The 19714-nt window shown below is 39.1% G+C and carries 19 protein-coding genes and 1 tRNA gene; 7 read left to right on the top strand and 13 right to left on the bottom strand.

Annotation, left to right across the window (positions count from 1 at the left end; translation table 11 throughout):
• Positions 1–4 precede the first annotated feature (4 nt).
• From BLS89_RS04495 to BLS89_RS04485, 3 genes are read left to right on the top strand one after another with little or no spacing between them, the layout of a single operon-like run.
• Positions 5–532, top strand: coding sequence for a PD-(D/E)XK nuclease superfamily protein (locus BLS89_RS04495; RefSeq protein ID WP_092736304.1), 528 nt, complete (start codon positions 5–7; stop codon positions 530–532).
• A complete protein-coding gene (locus BLS89_RS04490) occupies positions 529–1344 on the top strand; it encodes a DNA-methyltransferase (RefSeq protein ID WP_092736303.1) in 816 nt (271 codons plus the stop codon). The genes BLS89_RS04495 and BLS89_RS04490 overlap by 4 nt, the downstream gene beginning before the upstream one ends.
• 19 nt (positions 1345–1363) lie before the next feature.
• The gene (locus tag BLS89_RS04485; RefSeq protein ID WP_092736302.1) at positions 1364–2311 is read left to right on the top strand and encodes a transketolase family protein; all 948 of its coding nucleotides are present in this window, start codon (positions 1364–1366) and stop codon (positions 2309–2311) included.
• 106 nt (positions 2312–2417) lie between these two features.
• Here the strand turns inward: BLS89_RS04485 and BLS89_RS04480 are convergent.
• The 8 genes from BLS89_RS04480 to BLS89_RS04445 all read right to left on the bottom strand — a co-directional run bounded on the left by BLS89_RS04480 (position 2418) and on the right by BLS89_RS04445 (position 10735).
• Positions 2418–2488: transfer RNA gene (locus BLS89_RS04480), tRNA-Cys, on the bottom strand.
• A 1172-nt stretch (positions 2489–3660) separates the two neighbouring features.
• Positions 3661–4344, bottom strand: a complete 684-nt coding sequence (locus BLS89_RS04475) for a metal-dependent hydrolase (RefSeq protein WP_092736301.1) — start codon at positions 4342–4344, stop codon at positions 3661–3663.
• 36 nt (positions 4345–4380) lie between these two features.
• Positions 4381–5310, bottom strand: a complete 930-nt coding sequence (menA, locus tag BLS89_RS04470) for a 1,4-dihydroxy-2-naphthoate octaprenyltransferase (protein WP_092736300.1) — start codon at positions 5308–5310, stop codon at positions 4381–4383.
• Positions 5311–5599: 289 nt separating this feature from the next.
• A complete protein-coding gene (gene ruvX, locus BLS89_RS04465; RefSeq protein WP_092736299.1) occupies positions 5600–6013 on the bottom strand; it encodes a Holliday junction resolvase RuvX in 414 nt (137 codons plus the stop codon).
• 10 nt (positions 6014–6023) lie between these two features.
• Positions 6024–7067 (bottom strand): 3-dehydroquinate synthase, encoded by a 1044-nt coding sequence (aroB, locus tag BLS89_RS04460; protein WP_092736298.1) that lies wholly within the window; start codon positions 7065–7067, stop codon positions 6024–6026.
• 151 nt (positions 7068–7218) lie between these two features.
• A complete protein-coding gene (locus tag BLS89_RS04455) occupies positions 7219–9462 on the bottom strand; it encodes a nitric-oxide reductase large subunit (protein ID WP_092736297.1) in 2244 nt (747 codons plus the stop codon).
• Positions 9463–9475: 13 nt separating this feature from the next.
• The gene (ric, locus tag BLS89_RS04450) at positions 9476–10201 is read right to left on the bottom strand and encodes an iron-sulfur cluster repair di-iron protein (protein WP_092736296.1); all 726 of its coding nucleotides are present in this window, start codon (positions 10199–10201) and stop codon (positions 9476–9478) included.
• Between the two features lie 87 nt (positions 10202–10288).
• On the bottom strand, positions 10289–10735 hold the full coding sequence (locus BLS89_RS04445; RefSeq protein ID WP_092736295.1) for an RrF2 family transcriptional regulator: 447 nt from the start codon (positions 10733–10735) through the stop codon (positions 10289–10291).
• Positions 10736–11023: 288 nt separating this feature from the next.
• On the opposite strand from BLS89_RS04445, the gene BLS89_RS04440 reads away from it, so the two are divergent.
• The 4 genes from BLS89_RS04440 (at position 11024) to lpdA (ending at position 17682) form a co-directional block, all read left to right on the top strand.
• Complete coding sequence (locus tag BLS89_RS04440) at positions 11024–12196, top strand: proline dehydrogenase family protein (RefSeq protein WP_092736294.1); 1173 nt, start codon at positions 11024–11026, stop codon at positions 12194–12196.
• A 32-nt stretch (positions 12197–12228) separates the two neighbouring features.
• Positions 12229–14679, top strand: coding sequence for a replication restart helicase PriA (gene priA / locus BLS89_RS04435; RefSeq protein WP_092736293.1), 2451 nt, complete (start codon positions 12229–12231; stop codon positions 14677–14679).
• 126 nt (positions 14680–14805) lie between these two features.
• The gene (gene dacB / locus BLS89_RS04430) at positions 14806–16248 is read left to right on the top strand and encodes a D-alanyl-D-alanine carboxypeptidase/D-alanyl-D-alanine endopeptidase (RefSeq protein ID WP_092736292.1); all 1443 of its coding nucleotides are present in this window, start codon (positions 14806–14808) and stop codon (positions 16246–16248) included.
• 45 nt (positions 16249–16293) lie between these two features.
• Complete coding sequence (gene lpdA, locus BLS89_RS04425) at positions 16294–17682, top strand: dihydrolipoyl dehydrogenase (protein WP_092736291.1); 1389 nt, start codon at positions 16294–16296, stop codon at positions 17680–17682.
• A 125-nt stretch (positions 17683–17807) separates the two neighbouring features.
• On the opposite strand, the gene BLS89_RS11020 is transcribed toward lpdA, so the two are convergent.
• The 5 genes from BLS89_RS11020 to BLS89_RS04410 form a co-directional block, all read right to left on the bottom strand.
• Positions 17808–18050 carry a WYL domain-containing protein gene (locus BLS89_RS11020; protein ID WP_245688861.1) on the bottom strand — a complete coding sequence of 81 codons (243 nt, stop codon included), beginning with the start codon at positions 18048–18050 and terminating at the stop codon, positions 17808–17810.
• Entirely contained in the window at positions 18051–18353 is a 303-nt protein-coding gene (locus BLS89_RS11015; protein ID WP_245688859.1) for a WYL domain-containing protein, read from the bottom strand.
• Positions 18354–18431: 78 nt separating this feature from the next.
• Positions 18432–18677: a hypothetical protein gene (locus BLS89_RS11010; RefSeq protein WP_245688857.1), complete on the bottom strand. Its 246-nt coding sequence runs from the start codon at positions 18675–18677 to the stop codon at positions 18432–18434.
• A 54-nt stretch (positions 18678–18731) separates the two neighbouring features.
• A complete protein-coding gene (locus BLS89_RS04415; protein ID WP_394330511.1) occupies positions 18732–19154 on the bottom strand; it encodes a phospholipase D-like domain-containing protein in 423 nt (140 codons plus the stop codon).
• A gap of 125 nt (positions 19155–19279) precedes the next feature.
• Positions 19280–19582, bottom strand: a complete 303-nt coding sequence (locus BLS89_RS04410; RefSeq protein WP_092736289.1) for a hypothetical protein — start codon at positions 19580–19582, stop codon at positions 19280–19282.
• Positions 19583–19714 lie beyond the last annotated feature (132 nt).

Raw genomic sequence — 19714 nt, 5'->3', positions numbered from 1 at the left:
TATTATGATCATAGGAGGAAAAGGAGGTGGAAACACCAAAACAGGTTTAATTTTTGAAGGAAAAACAGATTTATCTACCTTTCTAAATGCACAAAAAGACTATAAAGTAGATAACGGTAAGGTCTACTATAAAAAGAAATTAGTGGGTAGAATATTTAAAAAACACGGATTTTATAAATTTTTGGAAGAACTTCGCATCAATTGGAAAGATTTAATTTCAAAAAAACTACTTCCTGATGATAGTATATTTGTAATTATAGCCAATACTTTATTTGTTATTGAATGTAAATTTCAGCAAGTAGCAGGTTCTGTTGATGAAAAACTACAAACGTGTGATTTTAAAAGAAAACAATATCAGAAATTACTCTCAAAGGCAAATATTGAAGTAGAATATATTTATTTGTTGAGTGATTGGTTTAGAAATCCATCTTATAAAGACGTTTTAGATTATATCCATAGTGTACATTGTTACTATTTTTTTGAATATATACCTCTTGCTAAATTAGGTTTACCTGTGCCAGAACAAAAATGATAGAACCCTATTTCAAGTCTGATGATAAAAAATTCTATCTCTTTCACGGAGATATGATGGAGCTGTTACCTAAAACTGACTATCAATTTGATATGGTATTTGCAGATCCGCCGTATTTTTTGTCAAATGATGGGTTAACTATTAAAAATGGAAAAATTTCCAGTGTAAACAAAGGAACTTGGGATAAATCATTTGGGATTAATTACATCAATAATTTTAATCGAAAATGGCTAAGTATAGTTCGTGAAAAAATGAAAGATAATGCAACTATTTGTGTTAGTGGAACGATGCATAATATTTTTTCTATAGGTCAGCTCCTCCAAGAATTAGAGTTTAAAATTTTAAATGTAATTACTTGGGAAAAAACCAATCCTCCGCCCAATTTCTCTTGTCGTTATTTTACGCATTCTACCGAACAGATCATTTGGGCGAGAAAATTTGAAAAAATTCCGCATTATTTTAATTATGAATTAGTGAAGAAACTCAATAATAATAAACAGATGAAAGATGTGTGGCGTATGCCAGCCATTGCCTCTTGGGAGAAATCCTGCGGTAAGCATCCTACTCAAAAACCGTTGGCTCTTTTAAGTCAGATTATTTTAGCAACTTCTCACCCTAATGATTTAATTCTAGATCCTTTTGCGGGGAGTTCAACCACTGGAATAGCAGCAAATTTATACAGAAGACGCTTTGTAGGAATAGATTTAAACAAAGATTTTTTAGAATTGAGTAAGAATAGAAAATTAGAAATAGAAAAACAAGAAACAATAAACAGATATAAAGAAAAAATACAAAATATTTTGATGCGATAATATAAAAAAACATAAAAAAATGAAATACACCTTTACAGAAAAGAAAGACACCCGCAGTGGGTTTGGGGTAGGATTGGCAGAGCTTGCCGATAAAAACCCAAATGTAGTGGCACTTTGTGCCGATTTAATAGGTTCGCTTAAGATGGAGAAATTCATAGAAAAAGCACCCGAAAGATTTTTCCAAACAGGAATTGCCGAAGCCAATATGATGGGTATGGCGGCAGGGCTTACTATTGGCGGAAAAATCCCGTTTGCAGGTACATTTGCCGCTTTTGCCACAGGGCGGGTGTATGATCAAATTCGTCAATCGATTGCCTATTCGGGCAAAAATGTGAAAATCGCGGCATCGCACGCTGGCGTTACTTTGGGCGAAGACGGAGCCACACACCAAATTTTGGAAGACATTGGGCTGATGAAAATGCTCCCAGGTATGGTGGTTATTAATCCGTGCGATTACAACCAAACCAAAGCCGCAACATTAGCTGCCGCCGAGTACGAAGGTCCGGTATATTTACGATTTGGGCGACCTGTCGTTCCGGTTTTTATCCCAGAGGATATGCCCTTTGAAATCGGAAAAGGAATTTTGCTTCAAGAAGGTACAGATGTAACCATCGTAGCAACGGGGCATTTGGTTTGGGAGAGCTTATTGGCAGCCGAAGAATTGGCAAAAGAAGGTATCTCTTGCGAAGTGATAAACATTCACACCATTAAACCGCTGGACGAAGAAATTATCTTAAAATCCGTTAAGAAAACAGGTTGTATTGTAACAGCTGAAGAGCATAACATTTTAGGCGGATTAGGGGAGAGCGTTGCGGGAATGCTAGCACGAAAACACCCAACAAGGCAAGAATTTGTCGCTGTAAATGATACTTTTGGCGAATCGGGAACGCCTACCGAGCTAATGAAAAAATATAAAATAGATGCCGACGCGGTGGCAGAAGCCGTAAAAAGAGTAATGAAGAGGTAGGCTAGTTTGCTTGTTATATACGATAAATACCCTCTATTGGAGGGGATTTAATTGTAAGAATAAGAACTGAAAATCCCAAAGTGCTTACTTTGGGATTTTTTTTTTGAGGTTCCGAGCGGATTCGAACCGCTGTACAAGGTTTTGCAGACCTCTGCCTAGCCACTCGGCCACGGAACCCTTCTTTTGTTTTGAGCTGCAAAGATATGTATTTTCTAAATTCTACAAAAATTTTTTATGATAGAATTTTGAAAGGCACATTTAATTAACCAATGCGACTCATTGATAAAAGAGGTCTTTCGGAGTTCTAAAATTTAAGTTTTTTACTTGGTCTTCGGCTACCTCTTTGATATATTTATTATCAATAACACTAAATTCTGATGATTTCGGAATGTATTGTCTAACTCATTTATTGCTGTATTCATTCAATTCCCTTTTCCATAAATCATACGGATGTACAAAATAAAATTCAAACTGCATTTTTTGCAACCTTTTGATGATGAGCAAACTCAGCACCATTATCACTGGTAATGGACTTTAAGGCAACAGCATATCTATCACGGTTTGTGCCAGTGATTTTGTATTTTTATCTTAAAAGAGTTCTTTTAATAGAAATAAAACCTTTACCCCATTTGTCGCTTTTTATATTTAAACTTAGGGATTAGATTTTTAGCATGTATTTTGAAAAGTATTATTAATTAAAAATAGTCTATTGTGTATTTGAAAAAGACAAATTATCCAAAGGGTAAATCAGAAAATAGAATAAAAAGATGGTTTTATAAATGAAAATAAAGATATGAATGAAAAAGTTTCAGTCTATAGAAAATAATATAATGAAAAATTTTTGGAAAAGAAGTGTTTTTTAATATTGGAGCCATACTTAGAAAATTGGATATTTCGAACTATAGAAATATTAGCTAAGAAAGTATTTGTAGAAGATAAAATGTTGATAGTCTGTAACTTTACTAAAATGTGAATAGACAAGAGAAATATTAAAATTAGACGATATACGTATTTATGTTAAGTATAAAAATTACTGTTGGATTGGGATTGCTGTTGACCGGTTGGGGAAAATCTTGTTTGTAGAAAATCAATGCAAAAGTTTTTAATCCTCCTATTTAAAAATTAAAATTTAAGAATTTGTATGATATAAATGTTGTCATAAGGTGTTTATATTAAGTGTTTTTGTCGCTTTGTAGAAATCTACAAATTAAGTTATAATAAAAAAATCACTCAACTAACATTACTGACAATTAGTGGTAATTTATAAAAAAAAATATTTTGAATTTAAACAAGGTTTAAGATAATTTAAGAGGATTATTTCGTATCAATTTACATAAACAAAGCTCCCCCTAAAAATCAAACTCTTGTCCCAGCTCAGGGAGTGTAAAATCTATTCCTTTTTCTTCAAAATATCGGTAGGCTTCGGTATGGTCAATGGTTATTGATGGGAAAGTATCAAAATGGCATCCCAATACTTTCTGAGTTTTTAGTAATTCTGCTGCTGCAAAAGCCGCTTTGCGAGGGCACATGGTGTAATGTTTGCCCACCGGCAGAATAGCCATATCCAGCGAACCGAAAAGCTTCGGCAGCAGTGCCATCTCTGCACTCACGCCTGTATCTCCTGCCATATAGAGGTTTCGCCCATCTGCAAACCGAAAAACATAGCCTGCTGCCAGCCCTCCGTAGCTACCGTCCGGAAAAGAACTCGTATGCAGTGCTGGTACCATAGAGATTTTGAGGTCTTCTATTTTGGCAGAGCCTCCGAAATTGATGTCTATATTGTGCAGATGCTTAAAATAGCCGCAAACTTCGGGTTGCCCGATGACCACTGCATCCGGATAGCGGTCTATCACTTCCTGCACATCGGCGGTATGGTCGCCATGGGCGTGTGTTATCAGGACATAATCTATCCGCTGGGCATCAAGATTAAACCCTGATTTTTCTTTTTGATAATTATAAAAAGGATCCGATAAAATCATCTTACCCTTATAAGTGAACAAAAAACAGTTTTGTCCTAAAAATTGTATTTTCATCGTATTTTTATTTTTGTATAATGGTTTATCATTTTATTAAAAATAATTTAGCCCAAACGCCAAGAGTATTGCCATCATCAGCGTAATGATGCCCACCTGTTTCAGAAAAGGATCTAAGGCTCTCGGCTCTTTCACTGCCATTATCCTGCGGCGAAGGTTCATCATAGGGAAAAGCAGTATCATAACCATAAAAGCATAATAATTCCTTGAGTAAAAAAAGCCTTTGACGCCCAAGAAAATCAAGATAAAAACAAGCGGTAATATCAGCAACACCATCTGGTAAATCATCGCCCTGCGGAAGCCCAAGCGAAGCGCCAAAGTCTTCTTGCCACTCTCTCTATCACTTTCGATATCTCTCATATTATTAAGGTTAAGGACTGCCGCACTCATCATCCCCACCGCCGAAGCAGGCAATAGTAATGCCCAATCCCAAGACTTAGTGAAGAGGAAATAGCTCCCTCCCACAGATACCAATCCGAAGAATAAAAATACCATAATATCCCCCAGTCCCATATAGCCGTAAGGTTTTTTACCCACAGTATAGCCTATCGCTGCTAAGATGCAGAGAATACCCAGTCCGATAAATCCCCAGAATACACGGATGTGATTCGGAAAAAAAGCAATATACAAAAGTGCCACAGTAGCAGCAAAAGAAACTCCGGCAGTGAGCCATACGGCAGTTTTCATCTGTCGTGGAGTAATTCTTCCCGATGCTACCGCCCGGGCTTCGGCTTCGTTTACTCTTTTGGCATCGGTTCCTTTTATGCCGTCTCCATAGTCATTTGCAAAATTAGAAAGCACCTGATATAGCACCGTTACCAATAATGCCAATATAAAAACTGACAAATCCCAAGTTCCTCCGCTATTGGTATTGAGCTGCCAACGAGCAATAAACGAGCCGACAATAATCCCGCTAATAGACAGCGACAAAGTCCTTAGACGCGCCGCATGTATCCAATCTTTCATTAAATTAACCTTTATAGGTGCAAAGATATTATTTTATATGTTATTTTTTGACTATCCGAACTCAATAATACTTCCATATGTTGTATATAAGATGTTAAGATAAATAAAACGAGAAAGAATTTCAGAAAGCGTTATCGGCATAAATTTATTTTGAAACGACGGCTGCCTTGAGTTAAATAGTATATATAGCTTTAATGAAAAAAATAAAATATTAGTTTCTATGGTTAATATCACAAGATGGTACTCAACTCCGCGGAGGAGTTCCATAATGTTTGGTAGAAGTATAGCTCTATCCCTTAGATTCCAGATAATCTTGGAGGATAATCGTAGCACTTATTTTATCGATTAGCCCTTTGTCTTGCCTCTTTTTCTTGGACTTTCCGCTTTTACTGATGTAGAACGACGCTATTTTCGAGGTAAAGCGTTCATCTACTCGGTGTATGGGGATATGGGGGAATTGGCTTTCAAACCTTTTGATAAAAGCAGAGATATCTTGCTCTATTTCGGAATTGATTCCTTTTAGGTCAATGGGAAGCCCAATAATCAATTCTTCTACATTGTTTTCCGATAAATACTTCTCCAAGAAGGCAAAAAGCTCCGAGGTTTCCACGGTTTGTAGTCCGCTTGCAATGATTTTCAGGTCGTCTGTGGCGGCTATTCCGGTGCGTTTTTTTCCGTAGTCGAGGGCTATTATTTTTCCCATTGGTTTAGGTTTAATGGTTAAGGTTTTTGTAGAAACGCAAGGCGTCGTCTATATGCGAGGTTTGAGCCTGATAGTCGTAGATGGCGTGTCCTTTTCGGTCGATAAGGCTGAGCATTAGTTTTCCGTTGTTGTTTTTTTTATCGTTCATCATCACGGCTTTTATAGCTTCATTTTCAAACAGTTGAATATTGATATAAGGGTAAAACTGCCTAATGGTACCTATAATGTTTTCGGCATCGGGTAGGGGGATAAGTTTTTCAAGATAAGATAGATAGGTTTCTATAATCATTCCCAGTGCCACGCCCTCTCCGTGGGGGATAGGTTGTTTTTCTTTTAGGAACAAGCTCTCTATGGCGTGTCCTACACTATGTCCGAAGTTTAGGGTTTTGCGGATATTTTTTTCCGTAAAATCTTGTTTCACGATATTTTGTTTAATCTCCATAGAGACAGGAATATGTGGGGCGATGTTTTCCGGTAACAGTTCCTGGATTTGGGAAAGTGCTTCCCAGTGTTTTATGTCGGCTATCAGTCCGTGTTTCAGCATCTCTGCAAATCCGCTTCTCAGCTCTACAAAGGGCAGCGTTTTCAGAAACTCCGGATAAACGAAAATCTCTTTCGGAAAAGCAAAAGTACCGATGATATTTTTTAAGTAGAGGTGGTCTATTCCCGTTTTTCCTCCTATGGAAGCGTCGCACATAGCGAGCAGTGTCGTAGGGATATTGATGAAGTCCATTCCCCGTTTGTAGGTGGAAGCTACAAAGCCACCCATATCGGTAATGACACCGCCGCCTAAGTTGATGAGCAAAGATTTCCTATCCGCCTGGAACTCGGCGAGGATTTCCCATATTTGGATAGCGGTATCAATGTTTTTCAGCTCCTCTCCTTGTTCTATTTCAATGATTTCAAAGGGGATATCGGTTTCTAAATTTCCCAAAACAATAGGTAGGCAGTATTGGTGGGTGTTTTCATCCAATAGAAAGAAAATTTTGCTGTATCCGCCTTTATTTACAAAATCATTAAGTGCTGAAAAATCATCATTAAGAATAGAAACCATCGTTTTTTTTGCAAATGTATAAAACGAAAGGCAAAAGAAAAAGTTTTATATATAGGCTTTTTTTCGGTACAGCATACATATTTTTATATATAAACCACCCCGCCTCAGAGTTTTGAAACGGGGCGAATTTTTTTTGTATGGAACAGGTGTATTATCTCTTGTCTTTCAAGGACCAGCCTGTTTTTAGTCCGATGATGAAAGCAACGAGCAATACCTCCCCTACGGCAAGCAACAAGTCTCCCGGCACCCTCATCCATCTTAGGGTCTGCATCGTATCGGTGTGCATAAATTCCGCCGAACGCGCATACCAATATCCCTCTTGTATAGAAGCGATGGATTGCATAATTCCTATAGGTAAAATACTTACCGTTACCATTACCAGCAGACCGATATTGATAAGCCAGAATGCCCAGCCGATGAGTTTGTCGTTCCAGTTGTGTTCGGGGTACAATCCTCTTAGCACAAACAGCATCAGCCCAATTCCTAAGATACCATACACACCGAATAGTGCGGCGTGCCCGTGTACTGCGGTGGTATTAAGCCCTTGCAGATAATACAACGCGATAGGCGGGTTGATGGAAAAACCGAAAATACCGGCTCCCAAGAAGTTCCAAAAACACATTGCGATAAAGCAGTAGATAGGCCATTTGTAGGCTTTAATCCATTTTGTGGATTTACTTACTTGGTAGTTATGATAAGCCTCTATGCCGATAAGGACCAGCGGAACAATCTCCAATGCACTAAATGTTGCCCCTAATGCCAAAACAGCCGTAGGAGTAGCACTGAAATACAAGTGGTGGAAAGTCCCGAGAATACCTCCTGCCAAGAAAATAATCGTAGAGAAGAGTACGGAAACGGTTGCGGATTTTAGTCTCAGCAATCCCAATCGCGTGAATAGGAATGCCGCCACTACTGTAGCAAAAACTTCGAAAAATCCTTCTACCCAAAGATGCACGACCCACCATCTCCAGTATTCGGCAATGGCCATATGGGTCTGTCTACCATACATAAGGCCTGCACCGTAGAACATCGCAATGGCTACGGCAGACAGAGTGAACAGGATAAGCAGGTGCCTGTCTCCGTCTTTTTTCTTCAACGCAGGCAATAAAGCTCGTACCATAAGGAACAGCCACAAGAACAGCCCTACCAAAAGAAGAATTTGCCATACTCTTCCAAGTTCCACATATTCGTATCCTTGGTGTCCAAACAAGAAGTTTTGTACCAATCCCAATTTTTGCATTACTCCGAACCATTGCCCTGCCAAAGAACCCAGCACTACAAAGAGCAAAGCTCCAAAGAGGATATTTACACCCAATACTTGATATTTCGGTTCGTGTCCGGAGACCGCCGGAGCAATATAAAGCCCTGTGGCGAGCCAAGAGGTAGCAATCCAGAAGATAGCCAGCTGCACGTGCCAGCTTCTGGAAAGGGACTGTGGTAAAAAATCAGCCAGCGGTAAGCCGTAGAATGCGGTTCCTTCGACGCCGTAGTGGGCGGTGATGACTCCGGCAAGCATCTGTACAAGGATAAGTAGAGATACGATCCATATGTACTTCAGCGTTGCTTTCATAGAGGGAGTGGGTTTCATTTTTCTCAAAGGGTCTTCCGTAGGGAGAACTTTGTTCAGTTCTTCTTCGTTGTTTTTCGTGTGGTGGAAAACCAAGAGGGCAACCCCTGCCAAGAGTAAAAGAACACTAAAACCAGACCATAAGTGCAAAGAAGCGGGTGCAATATTCCCGATCAAAGGTTCGTGGGGCCAGTTGTTGGTATATGTTACATCATCGTTGGGGCGATTGGTGCTGCAGACCCAGGTACTCCAAGCAAAAAACGCATTCATCTGTTTCATTCTCTCGGGGTCTTTTATGGTATGTTTTGCAATCGCATATTGATCGCGAAGTTTTTCCATAGACGGATCTCCCATAAATAATTTTGCATAATAAGAAGCGAGTTCCGCTTGTACTTTCGCCCGTTCATTGCTGATGATGATTTCTTTTTTATCTTCATCAAAGGTATTGGTTCTCAATTCTTTTTTTAGTAAAACTTGGTATTTTACCTGTTCTTCTTCTGGAAGCGAATCGTAGTTTTTGCCGTCTTTTCCTGCTAAATTTTTTAGCAACAAAACCGCTTCCCTGTGGAGGTAATCCGCCGTCCAGTCCGGTGCAATGTAGGCACCGTGTCCCCATATGCTTCCTACGGTCTGCCCGCCGATGGACTGCCAGACATTCTGTCCGTCTTTGATGTCTTGTCCCGTAGCGACCACCGTTCCGTCTGTTGTTACGATTTTATCCGGAATAGGGGGAACTTTTCTGTAAATTTCCACGCCAAAGAAAATAAGTACGGCAAAAGATCCAAGAATGACTGCCGCAAGCCATCGCCAAAGTTTTTTAGGTGTCATATTGTAATAATTTTTATTGTTCTACTGAAAATTCTTTTTCTAACAAAATGGCTTTAGGGAATAAAATATTATTCTCGATATGGATATGTCTGTGTAAGTCATTTTCAAAATCTTGCAACATTGCAAAGGTTACTCTGTAAGTATTGCAGGCATCGGCAGGAGGAGTGTACTCGTCGGTTAGTTTAGCGATTTCTCTAAATCTTTCTCCTTCTACATCGTGCTCGTGTTTCATCATATTTACGGGGTTTTCCACCGTTTCAAAATGGGGTGCTTGTATTGCATTGCCGGTGATTTTGGCATTTACCATCGCTCTGATGAAGGGGAATAGGATGAGTTCCTCTTTTTTGAGGTGAGCGGCTAAATCGTGTGCCGACGCATTGAATAAACGGGCAATTTCGATAAGCTCGGGGTGTCGCTCTCCGTGAACCCTGCACAGTTTATCTAAAAAAGCCTGTATAACAGGTGTTTTTTCTTCTACATACCTGTGGTGTGTTTTTTCTACATAGTCCGCCAGAAGGTCTATGGGGAAGCTGTTGAAGTCAATGCCGTCTTGATTTCCTTGGGGCAGAGCGTTGATTTCGTTATAGATTTCTTTGGGATCAATGCTTTTCTTTTCGCAAGCTTCCGCGATAGTTCTTCCGCCTCGGCAGCAGAAGTCTATTTTGTATTTCTTGAATACGGCTGCGGTTCGGAAGTCTTCGGCTACAATTTCGCCAATCAGTTTTTGTTTCAAATCCATTATCTGTTTGTTTTTAATATAATAATATCTTTTTATCTTTTATTTTAATATGAATAGCCAATGGCTTAATGTATTTCTGCCGGTTTCTTAATTGTAATTTATCTTGTCCGTTAAGAAAGTTGTATTTAACTTTTTATCCTCAATAAAGTGGTTAAGCGTGTATCGGTCTAACAAATTTTTAATAATCTCTCTTACAGGCTTAAACTCGTGGTGCATAGGGCAGGGGTGGTTTTCTGTGCATTCCGAAAGCCCGAGGATGCAATTGGAGAATATTTTGTTTCCGTCAATTTCTATGATAATGTCTTTTATCGGCTGTATTTTTTGGTTTTCATCTAAGAAAAATCCTCCGTTAGGGCCCTTTGTAGAGCTTATAAATCCTTTCTTGCTGAGCCCTTGCAATATTTTGGCGATGAAATGTTCGGGAGATCCAATGCCCTTGGCAATTTCTTTTATGCTCAATCTTTTTCCGTCCTCGGATTGTCTCGCGAGGAAAATAACGGCTCTTAGTGCGTATTCACAAGTCTTAGAAAACACTTATAATTGATTTTGATTCTGCAAATTTAATATTTTTATTTAATAAAAGATATATAGGTATTTTAATTTAGATTGAATCTATTTAGGCTTGGTGGTTTACTTTGTTAAAAAGGGAAATTTAATACACTGCCTTAAAGCAGAGGAGGATTGAATTTACAAGTGGAAACCGGGCTGTATAAAAAAAATAAACGGCTTCTAAAAAAGATGTATGAAAAATATCAATAAAAAATCTTTTTTACATTGCATAAGTATTGTTAAATTTGCCTTTAAATTAATTCTAAAAATAAAATGGGAATTTTTGACAATACAAAAATAGCATTCGCAGATAAATCCACTAAACAGCTGAAAAAAGCACAGTGGATGTTTACGATGATCCAGCATCCGACACTTACAAATGTAGGTATCAAGGCACTTAATTTCTCTATTCGCAATAATTTTCCTTTCGTTCAAAGTATCGTGAAGAGCACGCTTTTTGAACAATTCTGTGGCGGAGTTACCAGAGAAGACAGCAAAAAGGTGGTAGAAGGGATGTATAAGCATCATATTGGCAGTATATTTGACTATGCCATTGAAGGACAAGAGGATGAAAAGACTTTTGACCACACTTGTGAAGAAACAAAAAAGGATATAGAATTTGCCAAGGGAAATCCCGCCATTCCTTTCGTAGTGTTCAAACCTACTGGCTTTGGGCGTTTGGATCTTTATGCAGATGTACAAGCCGGTAAAACACTGAGTGCAGAAGAGCAGGCAGAATGGACAAGAATAGTGAGACGCTATGAAGAAGTTTGCCAGCTGGCGTACGACAGAGATGTCCTTCTGATGATAGACGCGGAAGAGTCTTGGATACAGACTGCGGTAGATGATTTGGTGAATGAGATGAAAGCTCGTTTTAATAAAGAAAAAGCTATTGTCTGGAATACTATACAAATGTACCGTACAGGGCGTTTGGAGTATTTAGCAGAGGATTTGCAAAGAGCTAAATCCAAAGGCTACTATTTAGGCTACAAATTCGTGAGAGGGGCCTATATGGAAAAAGAAAGAGAGCGTGCCGTGAAGATGGGCTATCCTTCTCCTATTCAGCCTAACAAAGAAGCGTCTGACAAAAACTATAATGCTGCTATCAATTTTGTAATGGAGAACTTGGATACTGTTTCTGCATTCTTTGGTACGCACAATGAGTTTTCTACTAAACTCATTATGGACAAAATGAAAGAAAAAAGCATTGCACACGATAGCAAACAAATCTACTTCGGACAGCTCTACGGAATGAGTGATAATATTACTTATTTCCTTGGTAGCGAGAAGTACAACGCTTGTAAGTATCTGCCTTATGGTCCTGTGAAAGAAGTGGTGCCGTATCTTACCCGTAGGGCTCAGGAGAATACATCTGTGGCGGGACAGACTGGTAGAGAATTGTCTTTAATCAAAAAAGAACTTCAGCGAAGACAATCCGAGAAATAAAATATTGAGTGACGGATAGTGATTCAAATCTAATGGGGTACGCAGAAATCGTCATCCCGCTTAATCTAAAAGGGACCTATACTTATAGCGTCCCTATTGATTTACTGCCTAAGGTAGAGATGGGAATGCGGGTTTTAGTCCCTTTTAGAGGAAGAAAAATATATACGGGTGTCGTCTTTGAGCTGCACAATCGCAAGCCGGAGGATTTTGCCCCGAAAGAGATACTCAATGTTTTGGATGAAGTGCCTCTGTTGCCGAAGCCTCAGATTGAGTTTTGGAAATGGATGTCAGAATATTACCTTTGTCATTTGGGGGAAATTTATCGTTTCTCTTTTCCATCTTCGCTAAAGCTGCAAAGTGAGACTTACCTTAAGCTCAATCCCAATGCCAATATAGAGTATGAAAACTTGGAAGCCAATGAAGTGTATCTGCTTCAGGCGCTGGAGGTTCAGCAGCTGATTAACCTTTCGGAAATAGAGGCTTTTATTCCTAAAAAAGAAATGATCTCTGCCATCAATTCATTGATTGGTTTGCAGTATATTATGATTGATGAAAGGGTGGCAGAGCGGTACAAAGCAAAGGAAGTTTCTTATGTCGAAATTTCAAAAGAAATCATTGATAATGAAAATCTTATCAAAACGCTGTCTGCATTAGATAGGGCAAAAAAGCAAAAAGAACTATTTCTGAAAATTTTATCAATTCAGACTCAGGATAATTCTAAAAGGATTAAAAAATCGTCTCTTTTTGAGGAAGGGGATTTTTCTTACAACCAACTGAAATCTCTCTTGGATAAAGGTTTCGTTCAAGAATATTATTTAGCCGAAAACCGCCTTTCTTCTTATGAAGGCGAAGTGGAAGATTTGGAGGAATTGACCGAAGCACAAAGACTTGCCAATAATGAAATAGAGAAAGTTTTCCAAAAGAATAATAAAGTCCTTCTGCACGGCGTAACCTCTTCCGGAAAGACGCATATCTATATGCATCAGATAGAGCGATGCATTGCCGAAGGTAAAAATGCCCTATTGCTGTTGCCGGAAATAGCCTTAACCAAACAAATCATCAATAGATTAGAAAAAAAATATGGGAGTCATCTGGGGTTTTATCATCAGAAACTTACGGATTTTGAGAGGGTAGAGGTGTGGCAAAAAGTAAGGAGAAACGAAATAAAAATACTGATAGGAACACGCTGTGCCCTATTTCTGCCCTTCCAAAATTTAGGGCTGATAGTAGTGGACGAGGAGCACGATAGAGCCTACAAACTTCAGGAGGTATCGCCGTTTTTCAATGGGCGGGATGCGGCATTGATGCTTTCGGATTTTTATCAGTCCAAATTGATATTGGGTTCTGCTACGCCATCGGTGGAAACTTATTATTTGGTGCAAAAAAATATTATAGGCTATACGGCATTAACCGAAAGGTACGGCAAAACGAAAATTCCGGATTATCAAATTATAAATTTCAAAGAAGCCCAAAGCAGTAAACAAACTGTCGGAAATTTTTCTACGGAAGTTATAGAAGAGATTAAACAAAATCTTGAGAAGAAAAAACAAATCATTATTCTGCATAACAGACGCGGCTATGCCAAAGTGCTGGAATGCGAAGTTTGCGGCTATGCTACCTATTGCACCAATTGTGATGTGGTGATGACTTATCATAAATCCACTCAAGAGATGAAATGCCACTACTGCGGACAAAAGGCGGCAAAGCTGGAGGTTTGTCCCAAATGCAAGTCGGATAAACTGACGACCAAAGGCATAGGCGTAGAGCAAATTTACGAAGAGGTGAAACAATTGTTCCCCGAAGCAAGAATAGAAAGAATGGATGTGGATACAATGCGAAAAAAGTTTGCTTACGAAAGACTTTACGAAAAAATTGAAAATCGCGAGACAGATATTATCGTGGGAACACAGATGATTTCCAAAGGGCTGGATTTTGATAATATAGATTTGGTGGTTATTCCAAAGGCAGACGCACTCATCTATGTCCTTGATTTTCGTGCAGAAGAACAAGCATATCAACTAATTACGCAGATTTCCGGCAGGGCAGGGCGGGTCTCCGGAGAGGGGCGTGTGATGGTGCAGACATACAACCCTTTTAGTCCTATTTTTCAGATGATTAACGATAATGGTACTGCTGCGGAAGTCTATGATTATTTTCTCAAAGAAAGAAAAAAGTTTCTCTATCCGCCGTTTACCAAATTGGTATTGATAGAAATCAAACACAATAAAGAGTCTAAAGCCGACAGAGCTTCTCAATTTATGGGGTCTATCCTCAGAAAGTATCTGCACAAAGACTGTATTCTCGGTCCTGAAAAGTCTTCTATTTCTAAACTTAGGAATAAATATCAGTTTCAGATACTTGTCAAGCTGCCGAGAAACAAAAACTACTATACAATGAAAAAGTGTATAGAAAAATCGTTAGAAGAGTTTAGGGAAGTGAAGGCATATCAATCGGTTAAAATAGATGTTTTTGTAGATTTTTAAGACTTTTTAACAGAATTTATGCTTTTTTTTGTGGGGTAAAGAAGTTTTATAACGAAAATGTTTATACATTTGTAATAAATAAGGTTTTTATTCGTTATAAAAATGTATTCTTTTTAAATGATTTCAATGAAAATTATAAATAGGAGTTTAATTATTTTAGGTTTATCGTTATCTGTGGGAGCATCCTCACAACAGAGGCTCGCTTATACGGGTACGCCTTCTTTGGAAGGGATTAAGACGGTAAAGAATGCCATAGTTTCAGAATTAGCTAAAAATGAAATTGATTTTGCAATTGAAAGACTGCAGAGCGAATCTATTGTAAGAAATGCCAACTGGGGGTTTGTAATCTACGATCCGGAATCTCGCCAAGTAGTAACTTCGTACAACGAGAATACGCCTCTGGTGCCGGCTTCTACTACAAAACTATTGTCTACCGAAACAGCAATGAACATTATGGGGACAAAGTTCCAATACAATACACAGCTGGAATATTCCGGTACTGTTTCCCAAGATGGTGTTTTAGAGGGGAATCTCTATATTATCGGAAGCGGAGATTTTTCTCTCGGAACAGGTATGGGGGGGGCATCCAGATATTCTGCGATAGTTTCGGATTTTATTCAAGCTATAAAGAACGAGGGTATCAATAAAATCAATGGGAATATCTATGTGGAGACTGCGGTATTCAAAAATAATAAAATTGATTTGCCCCAAAATATAGTGTGGCTGACTCATAATAATTACTACCTTCCTGTGGGGAATACACAGGGGATGGATCCCAGAAAAGAAATGAGTGTGATACCACCGGCAGATCCGTTCCACCCTGCGAAACATTTCTTTTATATATCTCCATATACAGGTAAAATGGCGATTACAGATAGTTTTGAAGGAAATAAAGTTTATACCAAAATCCCCGATGCTCCGCTTTATTTAGCCAAAAACCTTAGGGCTGCTTTGCCAAAAAGCGGAGTGGTGGTATCCGGAGGAGTGGAAACAAAAACGCAGAATATCAATCCGGAGGCAACGAAAATTATTGCAAATTATAAATCGCCAAGTCTTTCGACTATGGTGTATTATACCAATCAAAATAGTGTGAATCGTTTTGCAGAGGCTATACTTCGTGCTGTGGGATTTTATAAGAACGGTGACGAAACTCTGGACACGGGAAGAAGTACAATTCTTACTCATCTCAAAAACAAAGGATATGATTTTGCGGGAATCAATTTAGTAGATGGTAGCGGGCTGTCACGAAGTAATGAAGTAAAACCGATTTCTCAAGCTAAGTTTTTAGCAGAAATAATGAAAGAACCTTATTATCAAGACTTCTTAAAATCTCTGCCTGTTGCAGGACAAACGGGAACGCTGAAAAGAATGTTCGTAGATAGTGAGGCAAACGGAAAAATATTTGCTAAAACGGGTACGCTGAAAGGGGTAAAATGTCTTGCAGGATATATCCATACCTACTCTGGGAAGGTTTTGACTTTTTCTCTTTTGGTGAATAATTACAGCGGAAGCGTGGCTCAGATTAAGTCTAAAATGGAAACATTACTTACTCCGGCTATCGATCTTTGATTGGTATTAAAAAAAAATCGTAAATTCGCAGTAAAATTTTAATCAATGAACTACGACATTATAGTGATAGGAAGTGGCCCTGGCGGATATGTTACTGCCATTAGAGCTGCGCAATTAGGCTTCAAAACAGCCATTATAGAAAAAGAAAACCTTGGAGGTATTTGTCTCAATTGGGGGTGTATCCCTACTAAAGCACTTTTGAAATCTGCTCAAGTATTCAAATATATCAACCATGCCGAAGATTTTGGGCTAAATAAAGTAGAGGGAAGTTTTGACTTTCCGAATGTTATCCAAAGAAGCCGTGGTGTAGCAAATAGAATGAGCAAGGGCATTGAGTTTTTGATGAAGAAAAATAAAATCGATGTCATCTTTGGAACAGCCACAGTTAAGAAAGGTAAAAAAGTTTCCGTAGAGAAAAAAGACGGTGGTGTAGAAGAATTTTCTGCAGAGCATATCATTATCGCAACAGGAGCACGCTCTAGAGAACTACCCAACTTGCCTCAGGATGGTAAAAAAGTAATAGGCTACAGACAAGCACTTTCTTTACCCAATCAGCCTAAATCTATGATTGTTGTTGGCTCTGGTGCAATAGGCGTGGAGTTTGCGTACTTCTATGCGACTATGGGAACCAAAGTAACGATAGTAGAATTTATGCCGAATATCGTTCCGGTGGAAGACGAGGAAGTTTCTAAACATTTGGAAAAAAGCTTGAAAAAAGCAGGTATAGAAATAATGACCAATGCCTCAGTAGAGGCTGTAGATACCACAGGAAATGGCGTAAAAGCCAATGTGAAAACGGCAAAAGGAAATGTAACATTAGAGGCAGATATTGTTCTTTCTGCGGTAGGCATTACGGCAAACATAGAAAATATAGGGCTTGAGGAAGTCGGTATCCAGACAGATAGAGGGCGTATTTTGGTAAACGAGTGGTATCAAACTTCTGTACCGGGCTATTATGCTATCGGAGATGTTATTCCTACTCAGGCACTTGCACATGTAGCTTCTGCAGAAGGGATTACTTGCGTAGAGAAAATAAAAGGACTGAGTGTAGAAAAAATGAATTACGGAAACATACCGGGATGTACTTATTGCCTTCCAGAGATAGCGTCAGTAGGGCTTACCGAGAAACAAGCAAAAGAAAAAGGCTACGAAATAAAAGTAGGTAAGTTTCCATTTTCTGCCAGTGGTAAAGCTACAGCCAATGGGGATAATGACGGCTTTGTGAAAGTTATTTTTGATGCTAAGTATGGCGAATGGCTTGGCTGTCATATGATAGGGAACGGTGTTACGGAAATGATTGCCGAGGCAGTAGTAGCGAGAAAATTAGAAACTACGGGACACGAAATTCTAAAAGCCGTACACCCACACCCGACTCTTTCTGAAGCGGTAATGGAAGCCGTAGCAGCAGCTTATGGAGAAGTTATTCATATTTAGTGAAATATTTTAATATCTTAAAAAGTGCCAGAATAATTCTTGGCACTTTTTTTTAGATTTGAATATTATTCTTTGATTATTCAAGGTTCTTTCTCATTTCTTCCACTTCGGCTCTGATGGTTTCCTTAAAGAATTTTGGGGCTAATATTTTCACGCGGCAGCAAGGACAGTATCTCTTGTATAAAATCGAAGGTGGGAACGAATTTGAGGGAAATGACGACTTCTGAGTCGGTTTCTTCTATGATGGTCTGGGAATGGTGCAGCGGCAAGAGTTTCACATAGTTGCCTTGCTGTTTGCTGAACGAAAGGATGATTTCCTCTGCAGGATAGTCGTTGGGGGCGACAATCCCGAAAGAATTTTTGTACATTTAACCGATGTTTATTTTCTCGCGGGAAAATTTACTGGCAGAGATTTTCAGATCCGCCATACGGTTGAGTCCGTAGATTTTTAGTTCTTTTACGGTTCCGTTCACGACTTCTTTTCCCAATAAATACCAGCGGTAGCGAAACTCTTTCAGGGCATAGGGCTGTACCACTTTTTTACTGGGTTTGTCTTCGTTGTTCCAAAGGCTTTGGTGCAAAAAAGAAACGATTTTTCTATTTTTGATGGCGTGGACCAATCCGTTGAGGTTTTCGCCTATCCCCCTGCAGATGCGGTTTTCAAAGTGCATTATGTCAGAATCCTTTTTAGTTTCGCGGTAGGCACTGAGCAGTAAAACATTCTCCCAGTTCTCTTGAGATTACTCAAGTTATTCTTTGTCAATGAAATATATGTTTCTTCCTTTGTCGTAAGAAATCTCTAACCCTGATACTTCCCTGATGATATTTTTGTCGCGCTGGAAAGTATGCTCGCAGAATTTCAGTTCTCGGTCTATTTGCTCAAAATGAGCTTCCAAATATTCGTAGATTTCCTTGAATGAAGCGCCTTTTTCTTTTCTTTGACGCAGAAAATCCTCAATATACTTTACCCTAAAAAAGTATTCTATCTTTGCCATAGGTTTTATATTTAATCCAAATGTAAAAAATTATTATGAATGATGAATGTACCCTCATAAAAGTTGAGAAATGGGCTGTTCGCAGTATTTTTTTCTTCCGCAGTTTGCGCAGTGCTTTCCCATCCAAACCTCATCGAACTGATAAATGGCCCATTGTACCATTTCGGGAATGTCCGTTAGAACACCGGCTTCAAAGTTTCTGTTGTTCGGTGATTTCATTCCCAAGCCGGCTCCCGTAAGTTTTGCCGAGCCTATGTAAGCCTCACGCTGGTCAAAAATGAAAATCTTGAAATGCACTCTCGGGCAAATGGCGGTTTCCAAGTTTCTGACGAGCAGCGGATATCTATCAAAGTCTTCCCTGAAATTCTTGCCCGGCTTCTTGGCAAAAAACAGCCTGAGCTCTACCCGCCTACTGATGAGATGGGACAATGCCCCTAAGTAAGACATTGTGTTTTGCAACGGCGTTTTGATGTACAAATCTTTGATGTTGGCGGTGCCTATCCACAGTGATTGCTTTACGGTAAGCGATTTCTCTATAACATTTTTATAATGGGTTTCATTGCTGATAAATTTTATGATGGCATTATTTGGGGTGTTTGAGGTTAAAGGCTTATTCTGAAAGGGGCTTCGAGGTCGTATTTCTTCTTCATCAGAAGGCGGTAGGCGTATTCCTGAATCTTCTGCCTCTGGGTAATGGGGGCTTGCAGCTGGTGTGTCGCGAAGTGGGTGGCTTCATTGTAAATATCCCAGATTTCGGCAGCTGTTTCGCATTCTTTTCTAAGAAACGGAACGTCATTTGCATCTGAGTTGGTCAAAATTTTCTCCAGCCTGTCCGACAGCTCGGGGAATGAGAACAAATCTTTCGCTTGCTCTTTATCTGTACTTTTGATGATGCATCGGTACAAATACTCGATTTCCGAAAAAGACGCTTTGGTGGACTGTTATAACCCGCAAAACGAGATGTGCATTTTTTCAAAATGAAATGTGCGAAAATTTTGTTACAAACGAGAAGACGAAAAAGCTTTCACTTGGAGAGC

Origin of the sequence: Riemerella columbipharyngis, from assembly GCF_900101995.1 — a bacterium.
Lineage (GTDB): Bacteria > Bacteroidota > Bacteroidia > Flavobacteriales > Weeksellaceae > Riemerella > Riemerella columbipharyngis.
Note: the sequence above shows the minus strand (reverse complement) of the source record. Positions and strands in the feature narration are given on the sequence as shown.